Genomic DNA, 24379 nt, shown 5'->3' with positions numbered 1-24379 from the left:
ACTGCATTCCCGGTCATCGAGCCGCGCGCTTGCTAGCCGGGAATGCCGTTCCGGCGCAACGCTGCGGTCACCAGTTGCGCCAGGCCGAAGTCGGTGCCGTCGGGCAGCGCGTCGAGTGGCCACCAGCGCAGGTCGAGTGACTCCCGGCTGACCGCGATCTCGGCGTCGCGCGGCGCGCGCACCACGAACTGCATGTCGAGGTGGCGGGTCGGCACGCCCAGCGAGCAGGTCACCGGGTGCACGTGCAGGGCGGCCATCGACCGGTCGATGGTCAGGCCCGCGACACCGGATTCCTCACCGGCCTCGCGCAGTGCGGCGGCGACGATGCTGGCGTCGCCCTCCTCGCAGTGCCCCCCGAGCTGCAGCCACCGGCCCACCCGCGGGTGCAGGGTGAGCAGCGTCCGGGTGCCGGTGTGGTCGACGACGAGTGCCGAGGCGGTGATGTGGCCTGCAGCGCAGGACCGCTCACACGCGTCGGGCCGGGCGGCCAGGAACGCCAGCACCGAGTGCCGCAGGCTGTCCTGGGCGGGGTCGGGCGCCACCCACTCGGTGAGCACCTCGACCGCCGAGGCGTGCAGTGTCACCGGCGCACCAGCAGCCCGTCGACGGACGCGGGATCACGCGGGCCGGTGGGTTCGGCGGCGTAACCGATGGCTACCGCGCCCAACGGCTCCCAGTCGTCGGGCACCTCCAGCTCGTGGCGCACCAGTTCGGCGGCGAAGATGGTGGAGCCGATCCAGCAGCTGCCCACGCCGCGGACCGCGAGGGCGACCAGCAGCGCCTGGACGGCGGCGCCTGCGGCGACGGTGAACATGGTCCGTTCGGCGGCCGTCCGCTGCGCGTCCGGGTAGTCGTGCGCGCCGTCGGGCACCACGAACGGGATCACGAGTTCGGGTGCTTCGTAGAGGATCTGGCCGCGAGCGACGCGTCGTTCGACGGCGTCGGCCGGCATCCCGTCGCCGGTCAGGTCGGCACGCCAGCGGTCGCGCATACGGTCCAGCACGCGGCGGCGGGTGTCGGCGTCCTGCAGCCACAGGAAGCGCACCGGCCGGGTGTGGTGCGGTGCGGGGGCGGTGAGCGCCTCGGCCACCGACGCCTCGATCAGCTCCGGCTCGACGGCGTCGGCGCTGAAGTGCCGGACCGAGCGGCGCAGCAGCTGGGCCTGGGTGCGGCCGAGGTGCAGGGCCTCCTCGGTGCCCAGCCAGAACAGGTCGTCCTCGCCGGGCCGCAGCAGGTCGCGTGCGGTCGACCCGTCGTCGGGCAGCGACAGCCCGCGCACCACCGCGACCGGGATGCCTGTCAACTTGCCCTTCACCAGATCCGCCGCCGCCGCGATCTCGTCGGCGACGGCCACCTCGGTGACGAGCAGTTCGTTGCCGTGCACGTCGCGGGCCCCGGCGTAGCCGTGCAGCACGGAAAGCCCGGCAGCGCCGATCGCGGCGTCGGTCTGGCCGTTGCGCCAGGCCCGTCCCATGGTGTCGGTGATCACCACGGCGACGCGCACGCCGAGCCGGTCGGCGAGTCCGGACCGCAGGGCCGCCGCGCTGCCGTCCGGGTCGACGGGCAGCAGTGCGAGTTCGGTCGAGCCCACGTTCGAGCCGTCGACCCCGGCCGCCGCCTGGATCAGGCCGATGGCGTTCTCGGTGATCAGCGTCTTGCCCTTGCGGGCCAGCACCCGCACGGCTTCGTCGTCGATCAGTTTGCGCCGCAGCGCATCCCGTTCCTCCGGGTCGGCAGGTGCGGCGACGATGCGGCCTTCGCACTTGGACACCACCTTGCTGGTGACCACCACGACGTCGCCGTCCCGCAGCCACGGCGCGGCCGCGGCCAGTGCGGCGGCGAGGTCGTCACCGGTGCGGAACTCCGGCAGCCCGGGCACCGGCAGCAGTTCCACCGCCGCGGCGGATCCGTGCTCGGTCACAGCGTCAGCCCGGCCAGGTCGAGCGCGGCGCGCACCATGTCGGCGGTGGCGCCCGGGTCGGTCATCAACAGCGGAACGGCCCGCACGTCGACGCCCTCGATCGCGGCGTCGTCACCGGTGTGGACCAGCCAGCCGTCGAGCAGGCCGACACCGGAGCGCGCCCCGAAGTGTCTGCCGACGGCTTCGGAGGTGGATTCGACGCCGATGACCGACAGGCAGCGGTCCGCCATGCCGCGCAACGGCTTTCCGGCGACGATCGGGGAGTAGCCGATCACCTTGGCCGATGTCGAGCGCAGGGCGGCGCGGACGCCTCCCACGGCGAGGATCGGTCCGATGCTCACCACCGGGTTCGACGGCGCCAGCAGCACCACGTCGGCGTCGGCGATCGCCTCGGTGACGCCGGGGGCGGCGGTGGCCTTATCGGCGCCGACGAAGGCGAAGCTGTGCGTCTCCACGTTCGCCCGGTAGCGCACCCACCATTCCTGGAAGTGGATCGCGCGCCGCTCTCCGGCCGTCTCGCCCGGGCCGGGGTCGGTGATCACGACGTGGGTCTCGCTGCGGTCGTCGCTCACCGGCAGCAGCCGCGCGCCGGGCGCCCAGCGCGCGCACAGCGCCTCGGTGACCTGGGAGAGCGGATAGCCGGCCCGCAGCATCTGGCTGCGCACCAGGTGGGTGGCCAGGTCCCGGTCGCCGAGTCCGAACCAGTCGGGTTGCACCCCGTAGGCCGCCAGTTCCTCCTTGGCATGCCACGTTTCGTCGCGGTGGCCCCAGCCGCGGTCGGGGTCGATGCCGCCGCCCAGGGTGTACATGCAGGTGTCGAGGTCGGGGCAGATGCGCACGCCGTGCATCCAGGCGTCGTCGCCGACGTTGACGACGGCGGTCAGTTCATGTCCGGACGACGTCTCGCCGGTGGCGAACTGCCCGAGTCCGAGCAGGTGCTGCACACCGAGCAGGAAGCGCGCGCCGCCGACTCCGCCGACCAGTACGGTGACCTTCACATCGATCGAGATTAGGCGCTGCCGCGATCGCCGCCGCGACCGCCTGCGGCCCCGGCGCGAACAACCAAGATCACAAACGAGACACGCCGACGTCACGGCGCGCCGTATGCGGGTCACGGGATGGTATGAATTTCTGTTCCAGCGCTTGACCCCGGCAGCTAACGCGTGTCTAATCACATCAGTGTCATTCCCGGTTGGCCGGCCGAAATCGGTGTCGCAGACCGAGATTCGATCACTTGTTCGAATTGATTGGTCGCACATCTCCATCGTGGGGCTCCGAGTCCATCTACGACACCGAGTGAGGAGGCGGGAAATGTCTTTTGAGAGTAGCGATTTCGATCGAGTAGTCCGGTTCGACAACCGGCTGCTCGGCGCTGTCGGCAGCATGCCGCACACCGATATCAGGCCGGCGCCGACGGCGGCCGCAAACCGGCCGCAATTGAGCCTGGTCCCCGACCAGGGCGACGAGTGGGAAGTTGATCCGGCAACTACCGAGGATCAATGGCAGGAGCGCGCGCTGTGCGCTCAGACCGACCCCGAGGCGTTCTTCCCGGAGAAGGGCGGCTCGACCCGCGAGGCCAAGCGGATCTGCCTGGGCTGCGAGGTGCGCGACGAGTGCCTCGATTACGCGCTGGCCCATGACGAGCGGTTCGGCATCTGGGGCGGGCTCTCCGAGCGGGAGCGCCGACGCCTCAAGCGCGGCATCATCTAGCACCGACCTGGCCCGCGCCGGGCCTCACTCGTCCTCGATCGTCGGGTCGATGACTGTGGGTTCGACGCCCAGGAATGTGGCGACCTGCGCCACCAGCACCTCATGCAGCAGCTCGGCGAGTTCGTCGGTGTCTTTGGCCCGGCGCTCGATCGGCTTGCGGAACAACACTATTCGCGCCCGGGTGGCATTACCCCGGACATCGACGCCCGCGGGTATCAGCCTCGCCAACGCAATCGGCCCGTCGGCCACCACCTCGGGCGGCCACTGAACACTGTCGGGATCCTTCGGTGAGATCCGCGGAATCTCGTCCACCGCGACGTCGAGGGCGGAGACCCGGTCGGCCCAGCGCCGCTCGATCGGCTCGTAGGCCTCCAGCACCGCCATGTCGAACCGTTCCGCGCGACTGCGCCAGCCCGGCACCGACGGCGGCAGCAGCGGGCCGCGCATATCCCGGCGGCGGCGTGATCGCCACCGGTTCCCTTCGGCCACGGTCACCGATCGTAACGGTTCGAGATCGGCCGCCCCGATGCTGCGCGTGTCCGGTGCCACGGGACCGCGGTGCGCGATAGCCTCTCGATCGTGAACGTTCCCCGTCGCTGCTGCCGGCCCGGGTGCCCTCACTATGCTGTGGCGACGCTGACCTTCGTCTACTCGGACTCCACCGCCGTGGTCGGGCCCCTGGCCACTGTGAACGAGCCGCATTCCTGGGATCTGTGCGTCGGCCATGCCAGCCGGATCACCGCGCCGCGGGGGTGGGAGCTCGTTCGCCACGCCGGCCCGCTGCCCACCCATCCGGACGAGGACGACCTGGTCGCCCTCGCCGACGCGGTGCGCGAGGGACGTGAAGTGGCGGCCCCGATGAACGGTGTGGTGGCGGGCTTCTCCGATCCCTCCACCGGAGTCGCGGGTGGTGCGCTGATGGCGCCCCCGGCCCGTCGGCCCGATTCGAGCGGGCGCCGGCGCGGACACCTGCGGGTGTTGCCGGACCCCGGCGAGTAAACCGGAGGCCGGCGGCCGCCGGTGGAGCAAACGAGCCGGGCGATAGACGCAGATCCGTCATCCTCCGACGGCTAGGCTGGCGCAGAAGATCCCGTCACGAGGAGTGCTATGTCCCGGCCGGCTGCGGCGGTTAACCGCGTCATCAAGGCGTATGACGTGCGTGGCCTGGTCGGTGACGAACTCGACGAGGCGTTCGTCGCCGACGTGGGCGGCGCGTTCGCCCGGCTGATGGCCGCCGACCCGGCGGTCCACCAGGTGGTGATCGGCTACGACATGCGCGCCAGTTCGCCCGCGCTGGCCGCGGCGTTCGCCGAGGGCGTGGTGGCCCAGGGACTCGACGTCACCCGGATCGGGCTGGCGTCCACCGACCAGTTGTACTTCGCCTCCGGTCTGCTCGACTGTCCCGGCGCGATGTTCACCGCCAGCCACAACCCGGCCGCCTACAACGGCATCAAGCTGTGCCGCGCAGGAGCCAAACCCGTCGGCAAGGACACCGGACTGTCGGTGATCGCCGAGGAGGTGATCGCCGGTGTGCCCGCGTCGGACGCGCCGCGCGGCGTCATCTCCGACCGCGACGTGCTTGCCGACTACGGCGACTTCCTGCGCTCACTGGTCGACCTGGCCGGTCGCCGCCCGTTGCGCGTCGCCGTCGACGCGGGCAACGGCATGGCGGGTCATACCGCTCCGGCGGTGCTGGGGAACATCCCGTCGATCACGATGGCGCCCTTGTACTTCGAACTCGACGGCACGTTCCCCAACCACGAGGCGAACCCGCTGGACGCGGCCAATCTCGTCGACCTGCAGGCCCATGTCGTGTCCTCCGGCGCCGACATCGGCCTGGCGTTCGACGGCGACGCCGACCGCTGCTTCGTCGTCGACGAGCTCGGTCGCCCGGTGTCGCCGTCGGCGGTGACGGCCCTGGTGGCCGCGCGCGAACTGCAGCGTGAGATCGGCGCCACCGTCATCCACAACCTGATCACCTCCCGGGCCGTGCCGGAACTGGTGGTGGAGCGGGGCGGGACACCGGTGCGCTCCCGGGTCGGGCACTCCTACATCAAGACCTTGATGGCCGAGACCGGCGCGATCTTCGGCGGCGAGCACTCCGCGCACTACTACTTCCGCGACTTCTGGGGCGCCGACTCCGGGATGCTGGCCGCCCTGCACGTGCTCGCCGCGCTCGGTGAGCAGGACCGGCCGCTGTCGGACCTGATGGCCGACTACCAGCGCTACGAGGCGTCCGGGGAGATCAACTTCACCGTCGGCGATGCGGCGGCCTGTGTCGAGGCGGTGCTCAAGTCGTTCGGCCCCCGCATCCACTCCATCGATCACCTCGACGGCGTGACAGTCGATCTCGGCAACGGGAATTGGTTCAACCTGCGCACGTCGAACACCGAGCCGTTGCTGCGGCTGAACGTCGAGGCGCGCACCGCCGAAGAGGTCGACGAGGTGGTCGGCCAGGTATCGCAGACGGTCGAGGCCCAGAGCGTCACCGTCGCGGGGGACTCGTCGTGAGGGCCACCGAGGCGGTCATCGACCTCGACGACGCCGACGGACTGCTGAACGCCGACCGGGACGGTCTGCTCCGGGCGACGGCGATGGCAGGCGCCCAGGTCCGCGCCACCGCGGCGGCGTTCGACGAGGGAGTGCTCGAGCCGTTGCGGTCGGGCCAGCCGCCACGCACCGTCGTGTGGGTCGCCGGCCGTGGCGTCGCCGAGACCGCGGGGGCGATGCTCGCTGCCACGATGGGACCGTCTGCCGCTGCGCCGATCGTCGTCACCGCGCAGGTGCCGCTCTGGATCGGTGCGCTGGACGTGATCGTGGTCGCGGGCGACGACGCGGCCGACCCCGCGCTGGTGACGGCAGCCGCGACCGGTGTGCGCCGTGGCGCGCGGGTGGTGATCGCCGCGCCGTACGAAGGTCCGCTGCGGGATGCCACCGCCGGCCGGGCGGTGGCGCTGGCGCCGCGGGTGTGGGTACCCGACGACTTCGGCCTGGCCCGCTACCTCGCGGTCGGGCTGGCCACACTGCACACCGTGGATGTGGGTCTGCCTGCCGACCTTTCCGCACTGGCCGACGAGCTCGACGCCGAGGCGCTGCGCAACAGCGCGGGCCGCGACCTGTTCACCAACCCCGCCAAGACGCTGGCCGACCGCATCTCCGGGCGCGACGTCGTGCTCGCAGGCGACAACGCCGCCACCCTCGCGCTCTGCCGGCACGGCGCGGCGGTGCTGCTGCGGGCGGCCGGTGAGGCGGTGGCCGCCGTGGGACTGGCCGACCTGCTGGTGGGCTTGCGCAGCAGGCCGTCCGGTCGCCGTGGCGAGACGTCGTACGAGGCATCGCTGTTCCACGACGACGAGTTCGACGGGCCGCTGCCGCGACGGGTGCGCGCCTTCGTCCTCACCACCGACCTCGAGCGCCCGGTGATACTGGCCAGGGTCGCGGGTTTCGACGGCGTCGACGTGGTCAGTGCCGAGGATGTGCCCGACGCCGGTGACGGCGCGGCGAGGGGGGCGAGCAGTCGGCCGGAACACCAACTGGCCACGCTGGCCGTACGACTGGAGATGACGGCTGTGTACCTGAGACTGGTTCGGGGTTAGACACGTGCACCTGCTACGAGGCGCGGTGCGGACCTATGCGTGGGGTTCGCGCACCGCGATCGCCGAGTTCACCGGAAGGCCCAGTCCCACAGCGCATCCCGAGGCGGAGCTGTGGTTCGGCGCGCATCCCGGCGATCCGGCCTGGCTGCAGACCGACGACGGCGAGCAGTCACTGCTGACGGCGCTGCGCGAGGACCCGGAGGGCCAGCTGGGGACGGGGTTGCTCAGCCAGTTCGGCGACGCCCTGCCATTCCTGGTCAAGGTGCTCGCCGCCGACGAACCGCTGTCGCTGCAGGCCCATCCGAGCGCGGCGCAGGCCGCAGAGGGTTTCGAACGCGAGGACCGGCTTGGGATCCCGGTGTCGGCGCCCATGCGCAACTACCGCGATCGCAGCCACAAGCCGGAGCTGATGGTGGCGCTCGACCAGTTCGAGGCACTGGCCGGATTCGCCCCGGTCGACCACACCATCGAGCTGATCCGCGCGCTGGCCGTTCCCGAACTCGAGCTCTACCTCAACCTGTTGGCCGGCCAGCCCGACGCCGACGGGCTGCGGGCGTTGTTCACCACCTGGATCACGGCGCCGCAACCCCACCTCGACCTGCTCGTCCCCGCGGTGCTCGAGGGTGCCATCGAATACGTCCGTTCCGGTCACAAGCGCTTCGCCGCCGAGGCCAAGACCGTGCTCGAACTCGGCGAGCGCTATCCCGGCGATGCCGGAGTGCTGGCCGCCCTCCTGCTCAACCGCATCTCGCTGCGGCCCGGCGAGGGGATCTACCTGCCTGCCGGAAATCTGCACGCCTACCTGCGCGGCATCGGCGTCGAGGTGATGGCGAACTCCGACAACGTGTTGCGCGGCGGTCTCACGCCCAAGCACGTGGACGTGCCCGAGCTGCTGCGGGTGCTCGACTTCACGCCGACGCCCGAGGACGAGCTGCGGCCCGAGATGAGCCGCGACGGAATGGAACTGGTCTATCGCACGCCGGCGCCGGAGTTCGCGGTGTCGGTGTTGAGCGTCGCGGGCGACCAGTGCGGCCACGAGGTCGACGCGCCGTCACGGTACGACGGCCCGCAGGTGCTGCTGTGCACCGAGGGTGTGACCGTGGTGCATGCCAAGAGCACGTCGCTGACGCTGCAGCGCGGCGCGGCGGCATGGGTGGCCGCCGACGACGGCCCGATCCGGCTGATGGCGCAGGAACCGACCAAGCTGTTCCGGGTCACCGTCGGGCTCTGACGCCCGTTCCCGCTCAGGCGACCGGGACGGGTTCGCGCGCGGCGCGCCGCTCGGCCAGCCACAGTTTCATGTTGTGCTTGATCGTGCGGCCCACGAGCCGCGGCGAAGGCACCATCCAGAGGCTGTCGAGCAGGCTGAACCGTCGCAGGAACCATTCGGCCAGCACGGGATCGGTCTCCGCGGCGCCGAGGAACTGGTCGAACAGCCCGCCCACCGGCGAGTACCACCACGGCATCGGGCCGCTGGCCCGGTGCAGCGTCAGGTCACCGACCGCGTTCATCTGCCACACCGGGTAGGTCGACTTCGCGGTGGCCTTGCTCAGCGTGCGGGCCAGGCTCTCACCGGGGTTCTCCAGCGCCCGGCGCAGGTGACCGGCCTGCAGCGACGTCATCGTCATGCCTTGGCCGTAGGTGGGATTGAAGCTGACCACGGCATCGCCGAACGGCACGATCCCGGCCGGGAAGCGGTCGAGCTTGTCGAAGCGGCGCCACCGGCTCGTCGGATACTTGTGGAACGCCATCTCGCCGACGGGTTTCCCGGCCCGCAGCGCGGCGGCGACGTGCGAGGGCAGGATTTCGTCGGCGAGCGCGCACATCCCGTCGAAGTCCTTCGGCGGATCCACTTTGCCGACGCCGAAGGTGGTGACGTTCCACAGGCCGTCCTCGTAGAACAGCATGCCCACACCGAGCGGCAGACCGTCCGACGCGCCCGCCACCACGACCTTCTCGGCCAGCAGGCCGTCGGGCACCTGCACCCGCTGGCTGGCGTAGCCGATGCCGACGTCGACGGTGTCCTCGCGGGGACGCTCGAAACCCCACTGCGCGAGCCACACCGGCAACCGGGTTCCGCGGCCGGTGGCGTCGACGACGAGGTCCGCGGACACCGCTTCGCCGTCGTCGAGCAGCACCCCGGTGACGCGCTGGGCGGCGGCGTCGAACGTCGGTTCGGACACCAACCGGCGGATGATCTCGACGTTGGGTATCGCGTTCACCCGCCGGCGGATCTGCCATTCCAGCTGTGGCCGGCTCGGCACGTACGCGGTGAACTCGTCCTGCAGGGTGTGCTGGGTGCCGAGCACATGACCGGCCGCACCGAAGTGGATGCAGTCGGGCCGGTTCTCCAGGATGGGCACGCCGGCGGCGACCATGTCGTCGAGCAGGCCGGGGAAGTGGCTCTCGAACTCGGCGGCCCCGCGGGCCATCAGCAGGTGCACGTGCCGGCCCTGGGGGACGGCGGCGCGGTTGGCCGGACCGTCGGGCAACTCGTCGCGCTCGAAGATGGTCACGTGCTCGTAGAAGTCGGAGAGCACCCGCGCGGCACACAGCCCGGCGATGCTCCCCCCGATGACGATTGCGTGTTTAGTACTCCGCCCCATCGGGTCACAGTAGCCGGTAGATTTCGCACACCCGGGCGAGAATCTGTCCCGCACCGGATCCGAAAGGAATTCGTCATGACCGGCAGATGGCGCACCAAATCCGTGGAGCAGTCGATCGCCGACACCGACGAACCGAGCACCCGATTGCGCAAGGATCTGACGTGGTGGGACCTCACCGTGTTCGGCGTATCCGTGGTGATCGGCGCGGGGATCTTCACCATCACCGCGTCCACCGCGGGCAACCTGACCGGTCCGGCCATCTCGATCTCGTTCATCTTGGCCGCGATCGCCTGCGGGCTCGCGGCCCTGTGCTACGCCGAGTTCGCCTCGACCGTGCCCGTGGCGGGCAGTGCCTACACGTTCTCCTATGCGACGTTCGGTGAGTTCGTCGCGTGGATCATCGGCTGGGATCTGATCCTGGAGTTCGCCGTCGCAGCGGCCGTGGTGGCCAAGGGCTGGTCGAGCTACCTGGGGACGGTGTTCAACTTCGGCGGCGGCATCGCCGAGGTCGGCGGCCTCAAGGTGGACTGGGGCGCGTTGTTGATCATCGCGTTCGTGACGCTGCTGCTCGCGCGCGGCACCAAGCTCTCGGCCGGCGTCAGCCTGGTCATCACCGTGATCAAGGTCGCGGTCGTGCTGCTCGTGGTGATCGTCGGCGCCGGCTACATCAATATGAGCAACTACTCGCCGTTCATTCCGCCGGCCGAGGCGGCCGAGGGTGGCAGCGGCGCCGAGCAGTCCCTGTTCTCCTTGATCACCGGCGCCGAGGGCAGCAGCTACGGGTGGTACGGCCTGCTCGCCGGCGCCTCGATCGTGTTCTTCGCCTTCATCGGATTCGACATCGTCGCCACCACCGCCGAGGAGACCAAGAACCCGCAGCGCGACGTGCCGCGCGGCATCCTCGGGTCGCTGGCGATCGTCACGGTGCTCTATGTCGCGGTCGCCATCGTGCTGTCGGGCATGGTCTCGTACACGGTGCTGCGCGACGCGGGGGAGAAGGCGAACCTGGCGACGGCGTTCTCCGCGAACGGGGTGGAGTGGGCCGCGACGGTGATCTCGATCGGCGCCCTGGCCGGCCTGACGACCGTCGTCATCGTGCTGATGCTGGGCCAGACGCGGGTGCTGTTCGCGATGTCCCGCGACGGGCTGATGCCCCGCCAGCTGGCCAAGACCGGGGAGCATGGCACGCCGGTGCGCATCACGCTGATCGTCGGCGCCCTGGTGGCCGTCGCGGCGTCGGTGTTCCCGATCGACAAGCTCGAAGAGATGGTCAACATCGGCACGCTGTTCGCGTTCGTCTTGGTGTCCGCCGGCGTGATCGTGCTGCGGAAGACCCGTCCCGACCTCGAGCGCGGGTTCCGGGCGCCGCTGGTGCCGCTGCTGCCGATCGCAGCCATCGCGGCCTGCGTCTGGCTGATGCTCAACCTGACCGGCCTGACCTGGATCCGCTTCCTGATCTGGATGGCCATCGGTGTGGTCATCTACTTCGTCTACGGCCGCAGGCACTCCGTGCTCGGGCGCCGCGAGGCCTCTGCAGTCGAGTAAGCCCGCTGAGGGTCTCACTCTTGCCTCGCGAGTTCTACCTGCGGGCTGCGATCGCATGCTCCTGACGACCCTGTTGTGGAACTCGGCGAGGGTGGGCTGGTGACGACCAGCTTTCCCGCGAGTTCTACGTGTGGGCTGCGATCGCCTACTCCTGACGACCCTCGTGTGGAACTCGGCGGCGACTGCGTTTACAAAACAGCCGTCTGTGTCTAGACAGCGGACAAATCGCGTCGTATAGTCAACTCAAGACGTGATCCCGATCACCGAGGAGGCTGTTCGATGACGACCGAAATCTCAGACATCACCGCTGATCAGTGGCGGGACAGGAAGCGGTACCTGTGGCTGATGGGGCTGATCGCGCCGACCGCCCTGTTCGTGATGCTGCCGATCGTCTGGGCGCTCAACGACCTCGGTTGGCACACCGCGGCCCTGGTGCCGTTCTGGATCGGCCCGATCCTGCTCTACGTGCTGCTGCCGGCGCTCGACCTGAAGTTCGGCCCCGACGGCCAGAATCCGCCCGACGAGGTGATGGAGCGGCTGGAGAACGACCGGTACTACCGCTACTGCACCTACATCTACCTGCCGTTCCAGTACGCCAGCGTGATCTTCGGCGCCTACCTGTTCACCGCGTCGGACCTGAGCTGGCTGGGCTTCGAGGGCGGCCTGGGCTGGCCGGCCAAGATCGGGCTCGCGCTGTCGGTGGGGGTGCTCGGAGGGGTGGGCATCAACACTGCGCACGAGATGGGGCACAAGAAGGACTCACTCGAGCGCTGGCTCAGCAAGATCACGCTGGCCCAGACCGGATACGGCCACTTCTACATCGAGCACAACCGCGGCCACCACGTCCGCGTCGCCACCCCGGAGGACCCGGCGTCGGCACGCTTCGGCGAGACGTTCTGGGAGTTCCTGCCGCGCAGCGTGTGGGGCAGCCTGCGGTCGTCGTGGCAGATCGAGGCCCAGCGCCTGCGACGCAACGGACGCAGCCCCTGGGACCCGAGGACCTACCCGGGCAACGACGTGCTCAACGCGTGGGCGATGACCGTGCTGCTCTTCGGCGTGCTGATCGCGGTGTTCGGCGTGGCGCTGATCCCGTACCTCGTGATCCAGGCCGTCTTCGGCTTCACGCTGCTGGAGACGGTGAACTACCTCGAGCACTACGGCCTGCTGCGGCAGAAGACGGCCAGCGGCCGCTACGAGCGGTGCGCACCCGCGCACAGCTGGAACTCCGACCACATCGTCACCAACCTGTTCCTCTACCACCTGCAGCGACACAGCGATCACCACGCCAACCCCACGCGCCGCTACCAGACGCTGCGCAGTATCGACGGCGCGCCGAATCTGCCGAGTGGCTACGCGTCGATGATCGCGCTGACCTACTTCCCGCCGCTGTGGCGCAAGGTGATGGACCATCGGGTGCTGGACCACTACGACGGCGACATCACCCGGGTGAACCTGCATCCGCGGCTGCGCGACAAGATGCTGGCGCGGTACGGGGCGGTGGCGGAGGTCTCCCGATGACCGCCTACCGCTGCCCCGGCTGTGACTACGTGTACGACGAGACCACGGGTGCCCCACGTGAGGGGTTCCCGGCCGGCACCCAGTGGGACCAGGTCCCCGACGACTGGTGCTGCCCCGATTGCGCGGTGCGCGAGAAGGTCGACTTCGAAGAGATGGGAGCAACTCGATGAGTGACTACAAATTGTTCGTCTGTGTGCAGTGCGGATTCGAGTACGACGAGGAGAAGGGCTGGCCTGAGGACGGCATCGCACCGGGCACCCGCTGGGACGACATCCCCGACGACTGGAGCTGCCCGGACTGCGGCGCGGCCAAGTCGGACTTCGAGATGGTGGAGGTTGCGCGGTCTTGACCGCTACCCTCGCGCGTGTGACAAGCCCGCGCGACCGTCGAAGCGCGCAGCGCATCCCGTACGCCGAGGCGTCGAGGGTGCTGCTGCGCGATTCGATCCTGGACGGGATGCGCGACATGCTGACGACCCGGGATTGGTCGGCGATCACGCTCTCGGACGTCGCCAAGGCCGCCGGCATCAGCAGGCAGACCATCTACAACGAATTCGGCTCACGTCACGGCCTGGCGCAGAACTACGCGCTGCGGCTGGCGGACCGCCTGGTCGACGCCGTCGACGAGGCCATCGAGGGCAATGTCGGCGATGTGCACGCCGCCTTCCTGCAGGGGTTCCGCGCGTTCTTCGCCGAGTCGGCCGCCGACCCGCTGGTGATCTCGCTGCTGTCGGGGGAGACCAAGCCCGACCTGCTGCAGATCATCACCACCGACAGCGGGCCGATCATCACCCGGTGCTCCGACCGGCTGACCGACACCTTCGCCCACAGCTGGGTCAGGGCGAGCGACGAGGACGCCGGCGTGCTGGCCCGTGCGATCGTCCGGCTGGCGATGAGTTATGTCTCGATGCCGCCGGAGGCCGACCACGATGTGGCCGGTGACCTGGCCCGGCTGATGACGCCGTTTGCCGAACGATACGGTGTCATCGAGCAGAATTAGCGGCGCTCCGACCGCGCCGACTACTGTGTAACCAGGCTAACTAAATGGCCTCACGCGCGCGCACGTAAAGGAATGCATATGACTGAGTTGAAGGCTGACAGCCTCAACGGCATCGATTTCAAGGTTGCCGACCTGTCCCTGGCCGAGTTCGGCCGCAAGGAGATTCGGCTGGCAGAGCACGAGATGCCGGGCTTGATGGCGCTGCGGCGCGAGTACCACGACGTCCAGCCGCTCAAGGGCGCCCGGGTCTCCGGTTCGCTGCACATGACGATCCAGACCGCCGTCCTGATCGAGACGCTGGTGGCGCTCGGCGCCGAGGTCCGGTGGGCGTCCTGCAACATCTTCTCCACCCAGGATCACGCGGCGGCGGCGACCGTCGTCGGCCCGCACGGCACGCCCGAGGAGCCCAAGGGTGTCCCGGTGTTCGCGTGGAAGGGTGAGACGCTCGAGGAGTACTGGTGGGCCGCCGAGCAGATGCTCACCTGGCCGGGCGAACCGGCGAACATGATCCTCGACGACGGCGGTGACGCCACCATGCTCGTGCTGCGCGGTGCACAGTTCGAGAAGGCCGGCGTCGTTCCGCCCGATGAGGAGGACGCGTCCGACGAGTACAAGGTCTTCCTGAACCTGTTGCGCAACCGCTTCGAGACCGACAAGGGCAAATGGACCAAGATCTCCGAATCGGTCCAGGGTGTCACCGAGGAGACCACCACCGGCGTGCTGCGGCTGTACCAGTTCGCCGCCGCGGGTGACCTGACGTTCCCGGCGATCAACGTCAACGACTCGGTCACCAAGAGCAAGTTCGACAACAAGTACGGCACCCGGCACTCGCTGATCGACGGCATCAACCGCGGCACCGACGTGCTGATCGGCGGCAAGGCCGCGCTGGTGTGCGGCTATGGCGACGTCGGCAAGGGCTGCGCCGAGGCGCTCAAGGCCCAGGGCGCGCGGGTGGCCGTCACCGAGATCGACCCGATCAACGCCCTGCAGGCGCTGATGGACGGCTTCGAGGTCAAGACCGTCGAAGAGGCCGTCGGCTGGGCCGACATCATCATCACCGCGACCGGCAACCAGGGCATCATCACCCTCGAGCACATGCGGTCGATGAAGCACCAGGCGATCCTCGGCAACATCGGTCACTTCGACGACGAGATCGAGATGGCCCGCCTCGAGCGTGACAAGGACATCCGGCGGATCAACATCAAGCCGCAGGTCGACGAGTTCATCTTCCCCGACGGCCATTCGATCATCGTGCTGTCGGAGGGTCGCCTGCTGAACCTGGGCAACGCGACCGGTCACCCCTCGTTCGTGATGAGCAACAGCTTCTCCAATCAGGTCATCGCGCAGATCGAGCTGTGGACCAAGAACGACGAGTACGACAACGAGGTCTACCGCCTTGCCAAGCATCTCGACGAGAAGGTCGCAAAGATCCACGTCGAGGCACTCGGCGGCTCGCTGACCAAGCTCACCAAGGAGCAGGCGGAGTACATCGGCGTCGACGTCGAGGGCCCGTACAAGCCGGAGCACTACCGCTACTGAGTTTTCGCGCCGAACGTGCGCTCACAGCGAGAATTCACATGTTTTCTCGCCGTGGGCGCACGTTCGGCGTTTCTGTGGCCCTCTGGCTCGTGATCAAATCGACCGGCGGATAGCCGGATACGTCAATCGGGAGCCAAACCGCCCGCCGTCGTTATCGAACTGTTAACGTTCGCGCCGTGGGTCGGGGGATGCGCGTCGTCGTTACAGTTGTCAGCTTTTTCGTCATGGCCGGATCGGCGACGGCGTTCGCCGACGACCCGACCATCGACGACCACCACCCGTACTTCAACGAGGACGAGTACCAGGCGTTCTACACCCCGCCGGATCCGCTGCCGCCGGGCCAGCCGGGCGACGTGGTGCGCTCGGAGCCGTCGCGGCTGGTGCTCGAGCCGTCCGGCCAGCTCGGCATGATCATGGCCAACGGCACGCGAATCATGTACCGCAGCACCGACGCTCGCGGAAACCCGAACGTCGTCACCGGCACCTACTTCGAGCCGCACAACCCGTGGCCGTTCGGCGGACCACGGCCGTTGATCGTCTACGGCCCCGGCACCCAGGGTCAGGGTGACCAGTGTGCGCCGTCACGGCAGTTCAACCAGGGCATCCACTGGTCGCCCTATCTCGACCTGGCGTTCAACTACGAGGAGTTGTTCGTCGCGACGATGGTGGCCCGCGGGTTCGCGATCGTCATGACCGACTACGAGGGCCTCGGCACCCCGGGGCTGCACACCTACGTGAGCCGGGTGTCGCAGGGCCACGCGATGCTCGACGCCGCCCGCGCCGCCAAGCGGCTGCCCGGCACGTCGCTGGCGCCGGACGGCCCGCTCGCGTTCTGGGGATACTCCCAGGGCGGTGGGGCGGCGGCGTCCGCGGCCGAGATGGCCGAGCTGTACGCGCCCGAACTGGACGTCAAGGGCACCTATGCCGGTGCGCCGCCCGCAGACCTGAAGGCGCTCTTCCCGTTCGCCGACGGCAGCATGCTCGTCGGTGTCGTCGGATACGCGCTGAACTCGGTGATGACGGCCTATCCCGAGCACGAGGCGGCGATCCGCGCGACGCTGACCCCGCGCGGCGCCGACATGCTGTTCAAGGTGCAGGACCAGTGCATCGCGGAGACGATCTCGAAGTTCATGTTCCGGCACCTCCAGCCGTACTTCAATCAGGACATGAACACGCTCGTCAGCCAGGAACCGTTCAAGTCGCTGTTCGAGGAACAGAAGCTGGGAAAGACGAAGCCCAACGCGCCGGTGCTGATCAACGCCAACAGATTCGACCCGCTGGTGCCGTGGGCGCCGGCGATGCAACTCGGCAGGGACTGGTGTGCCCAGGGCGCCGACATCGAGGCGCGCACGAACGAGCAGCCGCCGTTCCTGAACAAGGCGGTGATCAACCATGCGTTGCCGATGCTGGTCGACGGGGAGCCGGCCATGCAGTGGATCGCGGACCGGTTCAAGGGCGTTCCGACGGCGCCGAACTGCGGACGGATCTAACGGCGGCGGCTCGCACGGGTTTGAACGAGCTGATCAACCACTGCCCCTGCACTTTTCGCAGGACCATCTGGACAGCGGACTCGTCGGTGTCCGGCTGCGGATCGTCGAGCGTGCTGGATTCCTGATCGATGAACACGAGCAGTTCCGCCACGTCGGCGTTGAGCGATTCGACCGCGACGCCGACGACTTCGGCGTCGGTGGTGATCCGCTGTTGCTGTGCCTGCGGCACGACCGCTGTCTCGAGGAGCTCCCGGTATTCGTCCTTGAAGTCGCCGGTCAGCAGCGGGTCGACGGTCTCCGCCAGGCCGGCGACGGATTGAGGCGTGTAGGAGAGCAGCTTTGGGACCACCTTCTTCACGTGCTGCTGAACTCGCTCCATACTCTCGGTCTGGCTATTCGGCCGGCTCGGCGTGATGTCACGGCCGCTCAGCCACAGGCCGACGGCCGTCGCCGCAGCGATTCCGAGGATCAGCACGACATTGACCGTCCACCAGGCGATGCGGGCGCCGGTCGCGGTCACGACACGAACTCCACGTCGGACGCTTTCAAGATGGAATCGGACTCGACGACGGTGATCCGCAGCCGCCACGACCTCGGGGCGGCACCGGCGCTGTCCTTGGTCACCGTTTCGACGGTGACCGCGACGAGCACCCGTGCGCCGTCGGCGTCCAGCGATTCGATACCCGCGCCGTTGACCGTGCCGGTGCTCACCGACTCCGACGTGCGGACGGTGTCGACGAACTCGCGGGAACGCTTGGCGAAATCGGCGTGAAACGGTCCGGTCGAGCTGTCGAGGACCCGCCGTACATCGCGATCGGCCGTCCGGTAGTCGATCGTCGTGAGGTTCTCCGCGACCGTCTCACCGGCGTCCACATAGGGTTTCCAGTCGGCTTCGGCGACCGGCGCCTTGATCGCGACCGGATTGATCTCCCGTCGCTGTAGGCCGGCGAACGTGATCGCCACGATCAGGACGATGCCGAGGACGACCGGCAGTGTGAAGAACAGCACGGCGGGTCCGCGCCGCTTTCCCGGTGGGGGATGGCCCCAGTGGCCCGGGTGCGTCGGCGGTGTGGTCATGATGCAGTGAATCTACCGCCGCTGCGGGGCATCGAAACTCACGTATTGGGGGCGGATGCGCGGCTCACGATCGGCCGATGGTGCCTGCGAGTAGCTGACTGTAAGCCAGGCGTCCCAGCAGCTGAAAACATGCCTGCGATTCAGTGGTCAACCGAACCAGGTGATTCTTGTTTCCCCGTTCGTACCAGTACACCTCCCAGGTGCCGTCTTCGGGTGACTGATCGACGCACCAGGTGTAGTCCGCGCGGCCGCCGAGCGCCACCGTCGTCGGGGCGATGCCGATGTCGGTCAGCGCTTGCGCCAACTCGGTCAGATCCACGTCTGCGCTTCCTCTATCCGCCTCATCGCATCAGATACGTGTAGTAATTGCCGATGCTCGCCAGAGCCTCGGCCGACAGCTCGGGGTGGCGCTCGTGCATGACACTCTGCACGTGGTCGCCGGCGTCGTTCAACGACATGCGGGTCCAGTCGGGTTGCACGGTCATCGCTTCGGCGAGGAGCTCCCGTACGAGCTGTTCGGCCGCCGGTGTGTGGTCGGCGCCGTAGCGCGCCAAGAACTCGGCATCGTTGCGGCCGGGGTAGTGCTCGAGATACAGCGTGATCGCCTCGCTCGCATTGACCGTCGGGACACCGGGATTCGCGTCTGAACTTTCGAGCATGCCCGCGCGCGCGGCATCGAAGTGCTTCTCGATGATCCATCGCACCCAGTGCAGCGGCGTCTCGTGACTGTCGCCCTCCCGTCGAGCCGCGCGCACCGACTCTTCGAGAGGAAGCTCCGGGCGCGCCACGAACCGACCCAGGAATTGCCACAACTTCGATCTGCTGCGCAGCCCGTATTCGTTGGGTGCGTGCAGCGGTGCGATCATGCAGTTCGTCTCACCCTCGCGCGACGACCGGTAGATCTGCAGTCTGCAGTCGCTACCTCGGTAGTAGACGATCGACAGCGGGCGCCCGCTTGCTCCGTCGTCGAGCCCGTCGAACATCTCGTCGAGCACGAGACCCCTTTCCGACAGGGCTGAACCGACGGTCTGTTCTACCTCCGCGGCGAAATCGGCACGCACGGCCAGGAGTTCCTGTTCGTCCGCGGTCTTCTTGGCGTCGATCGCCCGCAGCGTCGCGCGCGCGGCGCGTTGGGCCAAGTTCTCATGGCTCACTTCGCCAAGCACGTTCCACTGCCAGCTGCCGACATAGGTGGTCGTGGTGTTGTGAAGGCCCGGGAACCCGATCTGAATGTCGTCTTCAGCCGGTTGCGTCCTCGGGCTCTGCCCCAACGCTTCCCGGACCATCTCGATCACCACTTCTGCGGCGTTGCCGACATAGCGTCCGGTGCCTTCGTCTTCCATGCCGACGAGGTATGCCTCGGGCGGACCTTCTCCCCGTGTGCTTCGGTCGATCGCCACCCAGCAGTGTCTCGCCCAGTTCTCGACGATGATCCGATCGCGCGCAGCGAACATGGGCCGTTCGAGGTCTTTGAGCCCTGTCGCGAGTACCTGCACACCGTCGTAGGGATACCCCCTGAGACTTCGGGTCGGTTCGCAGCCGCCGACCTCCCATCTGCGGTGGTACGGAACCGTCAACCCGTCGCCTTTGCGCATCCTCGCCCACAGTGCGGCTGCGATGTCGGACACCGAGCCCCGCAGTGCCACATGCTCTTCGACGTCGGTCAGCTCGGCAACGGGTACCTCGCCGATGACCTCGAACTTGTCGGGGCGGTACATTCCGGGGATCCCGGAGACCTCGTCGAATCGTACGCCGAGATACGTGACGTTGGCGGTGTCACCGGTGATGATCCCGACTTCGAACCGATACCCGCACCATCGGGCGACGGTCCTGATCGTTTCCAGTCGAGCGACGTCCGTCCTCTGAACGATGGTCTCGGCTCGGACCCAACTCTTCGTGGACGGGGTGAAGCCCGGGGGGAGCGGGTCGTCGTCGGAGAGGAGGCGCACTCGATCGCCGAAGCTGTGCGCGAAGTACTCGCGGCCGTCGTAAGTCGCATACTCGCCGGAGGCCCGGATGCCGTGTCGTTGGTTGTCCATCCGCGACTCCCTCCTTCATTCCCGGGTCCAGCGCATGCGCGGAGCACGATAATGCCGTTTCGTGAAGTGATGGTGCCTTAGATAGGAGTGCCTCTATTCATTCCCGGCTGCTGCATCAGAAGTTCGTCGTGATCGTGCCGGCGGCAAGCCTCGACGAAGTCGACTGCGGCGCAGGGGTCGAGAGAGAAGGTCCGATACTGTTCCGCCGTCAGTTCGTAGTGCTCCTCATAGTCGACCAATCCGTTACTGACCGGTATGGAAGCGTAGTAGCGACCGGAGTTCGCCTCCACGCCAAGCGCGAAACGGTCCTCCTTGAAGTGGTGAGCGTCGTCAAATAACAATGTCCGGTCTCCTTGAACCGATCGGATGGAGTGTCCTGACATCGAGGAACTGCTGCGCACATCCGATCGGCTCAGCGATCTTCATATTTCGGCGGTAGACCCTCCAGAAGGAGGGCTTCTAGTTCATCGAACGTCAGCGGAAGAACATTCATCATCGGAGCCTGTGACGGTAACGGCAAGGCGTGGAACTCGGTGCGGTCGGCCAGTGAGTATCGAAGCAAATGCTGTTCGAGCAGTCCCGGTTGGATGCCAGCGCATATCTGGAGCATGTAATTGAGTTGGTCGGCGCTCGGAGGATCCGTTCGCATTCGCGGATCGTTCCCTTGACGCCTCCAGCGCACCGACAGCGAATCGAGCCCCATAGACACGCGAAGTGTGCTGCCAACTCGCGCCAGTACGAACTTGCCTGCGTCAATAGGCCGCGTGAAAGCGGCTTCTACTCGCTCGAACCGGTGCGCGTCGCGTTCCCCCTTCGAGGAGAAGAGCACGTTCGTGTATCCGCGAGTTGTGGCTTCAATGACATACGCCGCCCAATCGCCCCGTTCCTTCCAGTGCTTCCAGGTCTCGACGCCCTGCCGGTAGCCGTTGCGAAAGTACAGGCGGCCGTTCTCCCAGTCGGGCTCGTCGAAGACGTCCAGCGCCAGCCTGCGTTGTACAGATCTCCAATTGTCGAGATGCGCGGCGATGTTGACGAAATCCGGATCATTCTGCGCACGAGGGGTATCAGTGACCATTGGCAGCCTCTCGATTGCGCATCCAGTTCTCGTAGTATGGGCCCGAGACCGGCACAATAAGCTCTTCCTCAATCAGGGTGTCGATCAGGACCGTCTTGCCGTACTCGTCAACGACCACCCATTGTGTGCCACCGCCGGGCTGATCAAAGACATCGGCCACTTCTCCGTAACGGACCTCCCATCCCGGTGGCAGGGTAGCCCCGGTCCCACGGAACACGTTGTAATCGCCCGACGTGCCGGGAGCGAGCCCGCGCGAGGGGTACGAGTCTCCTTCCACCCCCATGAAGTCCCCCGTGCGCTCGGTAACGAGCCCGATACGGTCCAAGCGGATATTCGTTGGGATACGATCGGTGACACTCCATATGCCGTCCTTGAAGCCGTCGTGCGGTGGCCACTTCCACGTGTGCTTGTCTGCATCCCAGAACTTTTCGAGCAGCTGGTGTGCGGTCATGCCCGCATACGGACTACGAATCGCCGATGCTGCGATGGCTTCCGGGCAGCCGCTTTCGATCAGGTCATGGAATAGTCGCCCGGGTGTGATCGCTCGGTCGACTCGCTCACGATCCCACGGCCGCATGTCCGCGAGTTCACGCGACAACAATTCGACGTGACGGGGAACATCATTACCTTCGGCGCTGTGCCCTTCGCGACTGCTGGCAGCCGAGTCATTCGATTCAGGGTTCGAGGTGTGATCGGGCCGATCGGCCGGTGCGTTGTCAGCCTCCGGTCGCGATGCCGGCGGACTATCGGCCTCACTGTCGTCCGGAGGCGGGCTGTGCTTCTCGTCTCCTTGATGCGGCAGTGGACTATCTGGACGCGACGCAACGTGCATCGGTACTGACTCAATCGGAGCTGGCGAGCTCTTTCCAGCGCCCGGCCCCGCGGCGCCAGGCTGTTGTGCCCGAGGGCTTTCTGGTGTTGCGGCGCGCGGGCCTGTCCCGTCCAAGTTGCGCGTGGATGCATCCGACGTCGCCGCCTTGGGAGCCGCGGGCGACCCTTCGGCGGCACCCGGTGACGACCCAGACCCGTGTGACGCCATGGGCGTGCCGAATCCGCCCATCCCGACCGGCATCATTCCCGCAGGCTCGTGCCGCTCCGCGTCGCTCTCACCGGCTGCATGCGCCGGCTCTCGAGTCTGGTTACCCTCCGCTGCAGCGCGTTCATGACCGCTCGGCTGTTCTACCGCAGGCGGATTGGCCGGGTGCTGCTCGGCGGGCGTGTGCGTGCGCTCATCGGGTCGCGCGGTGTGCTCGTCGGAGCCAGGCCGATGGCCCTCTCTCGGCGCGTCGTTGCCCCCTGGCTGATGCGCCGGATTCTCGCCTACGCCCGTGCCACCCCCGTGTTGTTCAGGCGCGTGCCCGCCGGCGGGAGCATCCGCAGCCGCCGGCGTATGGCCGGTCGGTGAACCCGTGTCGGACGGCGACGGATCTGCCTGCGATTGGCCCGTTGGACCCGAGGATTCGGGTGCCTGCGGAGTCGCCGGCGGCGTCGGGTCATCCGGGGACGGCGCATGGTTGGGCGCGGCCGGCGCGTCGGCAGACCCCGGCCCCGGCGATGCCGGTGACTGCGACGGCGGGCCGTCTGCCCGTCCCGGACCGGCGTCCGACGGACCTGGCGTGCGCTCCGGCGGATCTGGTGGCGGCGGGGGACCGCTGCCACCGCCATCCCCGTGACCCTCGCGGCCACCGGGCGCACCCGTCGGCGACGGCGGATCAGGCGGCGCGGCCGGCGCTTCAACTCCCCGCGGGCTCGCCGGGGGCGCGTCGATACCGTTGGGTGGCACCGGACCGATCACCGAGTCGGGGATTCCTCCCGGTCGGACCTCAGGAACGTCGGGCACCCGGGATCCGCCCCCGGTGAGGTCTTCGAGACCCCCCAGTCCCTGGGGTCCCGCGCCCGGCAGGTCATCGAAAGAAGGCGAACCCGAATCACCGAACTGTCGGCGGGCCGCATCGATGCCCCGGGCCACGGTGCCGGTCTTCGAGGCCGCTCCGCCGGGAGGCAAGAACAACGACGCGACGTTGAACCCGGCTTCGCCGATGCCGCGCGCCGGATTGTCGCCGGTCAGCTTGTCGTAGGCGACGAATTCCTTCAGTGACGCGAGGGCCACGTCATCGGCTTTCGTGGGATCCTGAATGACCGACCAGGCTGTTTGAGCCATGCCCTGCCACACCGCAGGATCGGCCATTGACACGGTTCCAGCCACCGTGTTGACCAGACCCGTCGTCACGCCGAGCGAAAGGTCGGTATGAATTTTGATGAAATCCGAGAGTGCGCCACCTACCTGGTCGCCGAGCGACTCTCGCAACGTCTTGTCGGCCAAGCTCTGGAATGCTTCGGTGACCTCGGTGAGTAATTCGGTGAATTCCCCCAGAAGGCCGGCGATACCGCGAACCTGGTCGACGAAATTCTCGAGCACGCTTTGGACGTCGCGCGCGACCTCCTTGATGATTTCTTCTGCTTCGCCGGTGAAGATGCCGGTCACCGTGTCGATGAAGCCGTTGACCGACAGCAGCCTGTCGAGCAGTCGGCGAATGGCGTCCTGCGTTTCCTGCACGCTGTCCGCGAAATCGCTTACCAAGGTTCCCAGCTGCGAGGCCAAGGTGGCCAAACCCGTTGCCGCTCTGCCCAGTTTGTCGAGCGCTGCACCTATTTTCTCGCCCTCAGGGATTTTCTGCGCGGACACGGTGGTCTTGACCCCGTGCACCTCGCCTTCGAAGACCGAGAAGCCTTTGGCGAGATTGCGCCACTGCTCGGCGGTGACGCGCAACATCGCCGGGTTCCCCGTTGGCCATGTCAGCGCCAGGCCCACGAATGGCGCGACCACCCACCATTTGGCCGGGGGAAACACCACGGCCAAGCTCGGGCCGATGGTCGTATCGGCAGGCGCCGTCTCGCCGGGCGCGTCGCCTACTCCGCCGGCGGGTCCCGATCCGCCTACGGTCGACGAGGCGTCGGCGTTCTTGTAGTTGTGTCCCGACGCCTTCAGCTTGTGGCCCACAAACTTGAACGCGTTCGCGCCCTTGGCCAGCGCCTCCGCGAATTCCTTTGCTCTATCGCCGTATTCCAGCCCGAAGTTGAATCCGGCCGGATCGAGACCGGACGCAATGCCGCTCGACAGCAGCGGGCGGAGCACATCCATCAACACGTCCAACTGCGTGCCGAGCAGCCCCAGTCGTTGACCCGCACGGATCAGCGCCTCGGGATCCACCTCGATGCGGATGTCTCCGACACCTTGCGAGTGGCCGCTTTCTGAGGGCACTG

24 protein-coding genes are annotated in these 24379 nt (G+C 67.7%); 12 read left to right on the top strand and 12 right to left on the bottom strand.

What is annotated here, in order from left to right; translation table 11 throughout:
- Positions 1-32 precede the first annotated feature (32 nt).
- From H7I41_RS28245 to cofD, 3 genes are read right to left on the bottom strand one after another with little or no spacing between them, the layout of a single operon-like run.
- Entirely contained in the window at positions 33-584 is a 552-nt protein-coding gene (locus H7I41_RS28245; protein WP_264015960.1) for an NUDIX hydrolase, read from the bottom strand.
- Positions 581-1921: a coenzyme F420-0:L-glutamate ligase gene (locus tag H7I41_RS28240; protein ID WP_264015959.1), complete on the bottom strand. Its 1341-nt coding sequence runs from the start codon at positions 1919-1921 to the stop codon at positions 581-583. The genes H7I41_RS28245 and H7I41_RS28240 overlap by 4 nt, the downstream gene beginning before the upstream one ends.
- Complete coding sequence (gene cofD, locus H7I41_RS28235; protein ID WP_264015958.1) at positions 1918-2919, bottom strand: 2-phospho-L-lactate transferase; 1002 nt, start codon at positions 2917-2919, stop codon at positions 1918-1920. Before cofD ends, H7I41_RS28240 begins: the two co-directional genes overlap by 4 nt.
- Positions 2920-3364: 445 nt before the next feature.
- Here cofD and H7I41_RS28230 point away from each other — a divergent pair, with 445 nt between their 5' ends.
- Positions 3365-3631: a WhiB family transcriptional regulator gene (locus H7I41_RS28230; RefSeq protein ID WP_264016019.1), complete on the top strand. Its 267-nt coding sequence runs from the start codon at positions 3365-3367 to the stop codon at positions 3629-3631.
- A 24-nt stretch (positions 3632-3655) separates the two neighbouring features.
- Here H7I41_RS28230 and H7I41_RS28225 read toward each other — a convergent pair whose 3' ends face one another.
- Positions 3656-4078 carry a metallopeptidase family protein gene (locus H7I41_RS28225; protein ID WP_264016018.1) on the bottom strand — a complete coding sequence of 141 codons (423 nt, stop codon included), beginning with the start codon at positions 4076-4078 and terminating at the stop codon, positions 3656-3658.
- Positions 4079-4210: 132 nt separating this feature from the next.
- Here H7I41_RS28225 and H7I41_RS28220 point away from each other — a divergent pair, with 132 nt between their 5' ends.
- The 4 genes from H7I41_RS28220 (at position 4211) to manA (ending at position 8458) form a co-directional block, all read left to right on the top strand.
- Complete coding sequence (locus H7I41_RS28220; protein ID WP_264015956.1) at positions 4211-4630, top strand: DUF3499 domain-containing protein; 420 nt, start codon at positions 4211-4213, stop codon at positions 4628-4630.
- 108 nt (positions 4631-4738) lie between these two features.
- Positions 4739-6142, top strand: a complete 1404-nt coding sequence (locus H7I41_RS28215; RefSeq protein WP_264015954.1) for a phosphomannomutase/phosphoglucomutase — start codon at positions 4739-4741, stop codon at positions 6140-6142.
- Positions 6139-7227 carry a TobH protein gene (locus tag H7I41_RS28210; protein WP_264015953.1) on the top strand — a complete coding sequence of 363 codons (1089 nt, stop codon included), beginning with the start codon at positions 6139-6141 and terminating at the stop codon, positions 7225-7227. Before H7I41_RS28215 ends, H7I41_RS28210 begins: the two co-directional genes overlap by 4 nt.
- Before the next feature lie 4 nt (positions 7228-7231).
- Positions 7232-8458: a mannose-6-phosphate isomerase, class I gene (gene manA / locus H7I41_RS28205; RefSeq protein ID WP_264015952.1), complete on the top strand. Its 1227-nt coding sequence runs from the start codon at positions 7232-7234 to the stop codon at positions 8456-8458.
- Between the two features lie 13 nt (positions 8459-8471).
- Here manA and H7I41_RS28200 read toward each other — a convergent pair whose 3' ends face one another.
- The gene (locus H7I41_RS28200; RefSeq protein ID WP_264015951.1) at positions 8472-9833 is read right to left on the bottom strand and encodes an FAD-dependent oxidoreductase; all 1362 of its coding nucleotides are present in this window, start codon (positions 9831-9833) and stop codon (positions 8472-8474) included.
- A gap of 75 nt (positions 9834-9908) precedes the next feature.
- Here H7I41_RS28200 and H7I41_RS28195 point away from each other — a divergent pair, with 75 nt between their 5' ends.
- The 7 genes from H7I41_RS28195 to H7I41_RS28165 all read left to right on the top strand — a co-directional run bounded on the left by H7I41_RS28195 (position 9909) and on the right by H7I41_RS28165 (position 16924).
- On the top strand, positions 9909-11378 hold the full coding sequence (locus H7I41_RS28195; protein WP_264015950.1) for an amino acid permease: 1470 nt from the start codon (positions 9909-9911) through the stop codon (positions 11376-11378).
- 279 nt (positions 11379-11657) lie between these two features.
- Entirely contained in the window at positions 11658-12896 is a 1239-nt protein-coding gene (locus tag H7I41_RS28190; protein ID WP_264015949.1) for an alkane 1-monooxygenase, read from the top strand.
- Positions 12893-13066 carry a rubredoxin gene (locus tag H7I41_RS28185; protein ID WP_264015948.1) on the top strand — a complete coding sequence of 58 codons (174 nt, stop codon included), beginning with the start codon at positions 12893-12895 and terminating at the stop codon, positions 13064-13066. The genes H7I41_RS28190 and H7I41_RS28185 overlap by 4 nt, the downstream gene beginning before the upstream one ends.
- Positions 13063-13245, top strand: coding sequence for a rubredoxin (locus H7I41_RS28180; RefSeq protein ID WP_264015947.1), 183 nt, complete (start codon positions 13063-13065; stop codon positions 13243-13245). The genes H7I41_RS28185 and H7I41_RS28180 overlap by 4 nt, the downstream gene beginning before the upstream one ends.
- A 17-nt stretch (positions 13246-13262) precedes the next feature.
- The gene (gene alkX, locus H7I41_RS28175; RefSeq protein ID WP_264015946.1) at positions 13263-13895 is read left to right on the top strand and encodes a TetR family transcriptional regulator AlkX; all 633 of its coding nucleotides are present in this window, start codon (positions 13263-13265) and stop codon (positions 13893-13895) included.
- 78 nt (positions 13896-13973) lie between these two features.
- Positions 13974-15434, top strand: coding sequence for an adenosylhomocysteinase (gene ahcY, locus H7I41_RS28170; protein WP_264015945.1), 1461 nt, complete (start codon positions 13974-13976; stop codon positions 15432-15434).
- Between the two features lie 188 nt (positions 15435-15622).
- Positions 15623-16924, top strand: a complete 1302-nt coding sequence (locus tag H7I41_RS28165) for a lipase family protein (RefSeq protein WP_264015944.1) — start codon at positions 15623-15625, stop codon at positions 16922-16924.
- Here H7I41_RS28165 and H7I41_RS28160 read toward each other — a convergent pair.
- The 7 genes from H7I41_RS28160 to H7I41_RS30370 form a co-directional block, all read right to left on the bottom strand.
- Positions 16884-17444: a hypothetical protein gene (locus H7I41_RS28160; protein ID WP_264015943.1), complete on the bottom strand. Its 561-nt coding sequence runs from the start codon at positions 17442-17444 to the stop codon at positions 16884-16886. The genes H7I41_RS28165 and H7I41_RS28160 overlap by 41 nt on opposite strands.
- A complete protein-coding gene (locus tag H7I41_RS28155) occupies positions 17441-18001 on the bottom strand; it encodes an Rv1363c family protein (protein WP_264015942.1) in 561 nt (186 codons plus the stop codon). Before H7I41_RS28155 ends, H7I41_RS28160 begins: the two co-directional genes overlap by 4 nt.
- Before the next feature lie 64 nt (positions 18002-18065).
- A complete protein-coding gene (locus tag H7I41_RS28150) occupies positions 18066-18320 on the bottom strand; it encodes a hypothetical protein (RefSeq protein ID WP_264015941.1) in 255 nt (84 codons plus the stop codon).
- Positions 18321-18342: 22 nt separating this feature from the next.
- A complete protein-coding gene (locus H7I41_RS28145; RefSeq protein ID WP_264015940.1) occupies positions 18343-19629 on the bottom strand; it encodes an SPFH domain-containing protein in 1287 nt (428 codons plus the stop codon).
- A gap of 488 nt (positions 19630-20117) precedes the next feature.
- Positions 20118-20423: a hypothetical protein gene (locus H7I41_RS28140; RefSeq protein WP_372503816.1), complete on the bottom strand. Its 306-nt coding sequence runs from the start codon at positions 20421-20423 to the stop codon at positions 20118-20120.
- A 29-nt stretch (positions 20424-20452) separates the two neighbouring features.
- Complete coding sequence (locus tag H7I41_RS28135; RefSeq protein WP_264015939.1) at positions 20453-21115, bottom strand: hypothetical protein; 663 nt, start codon at positions 21113-21115, stop codon at positions 20453-20455.
- On the bottom strand, positions 21105-24377 hold the full coding sequence (locus H7I41_RS30370; protein WP_264015938.1) for a glycohydrolase toxin TNT-related protein: 3273 nt from the start codon (positions 24375-24377) through the stop codon (positions 21105-21107). The genes H7I41_RS28135 and H7I41_RS30370 overlap by 11 nt, the downstream gene beginning before the upstream one ends.
- Positions 24378-24379: the final 2 nt, after the last annotated feature.

It is taken from the genome of [Mycobacterium] manitobense, from assembly GCF_025821665.1.
GTDB lineage: Bacteria > Actinomycetota > Actinomycetes > Mycobacteriales > Mycobacteriaceae > Mycobacterium > Mycobacterium arseniciresistens.
Note: the sequence above shows the minus strand (reverse complement) of the source record. Positions and strands in the feature narration are given on the sequence as shown.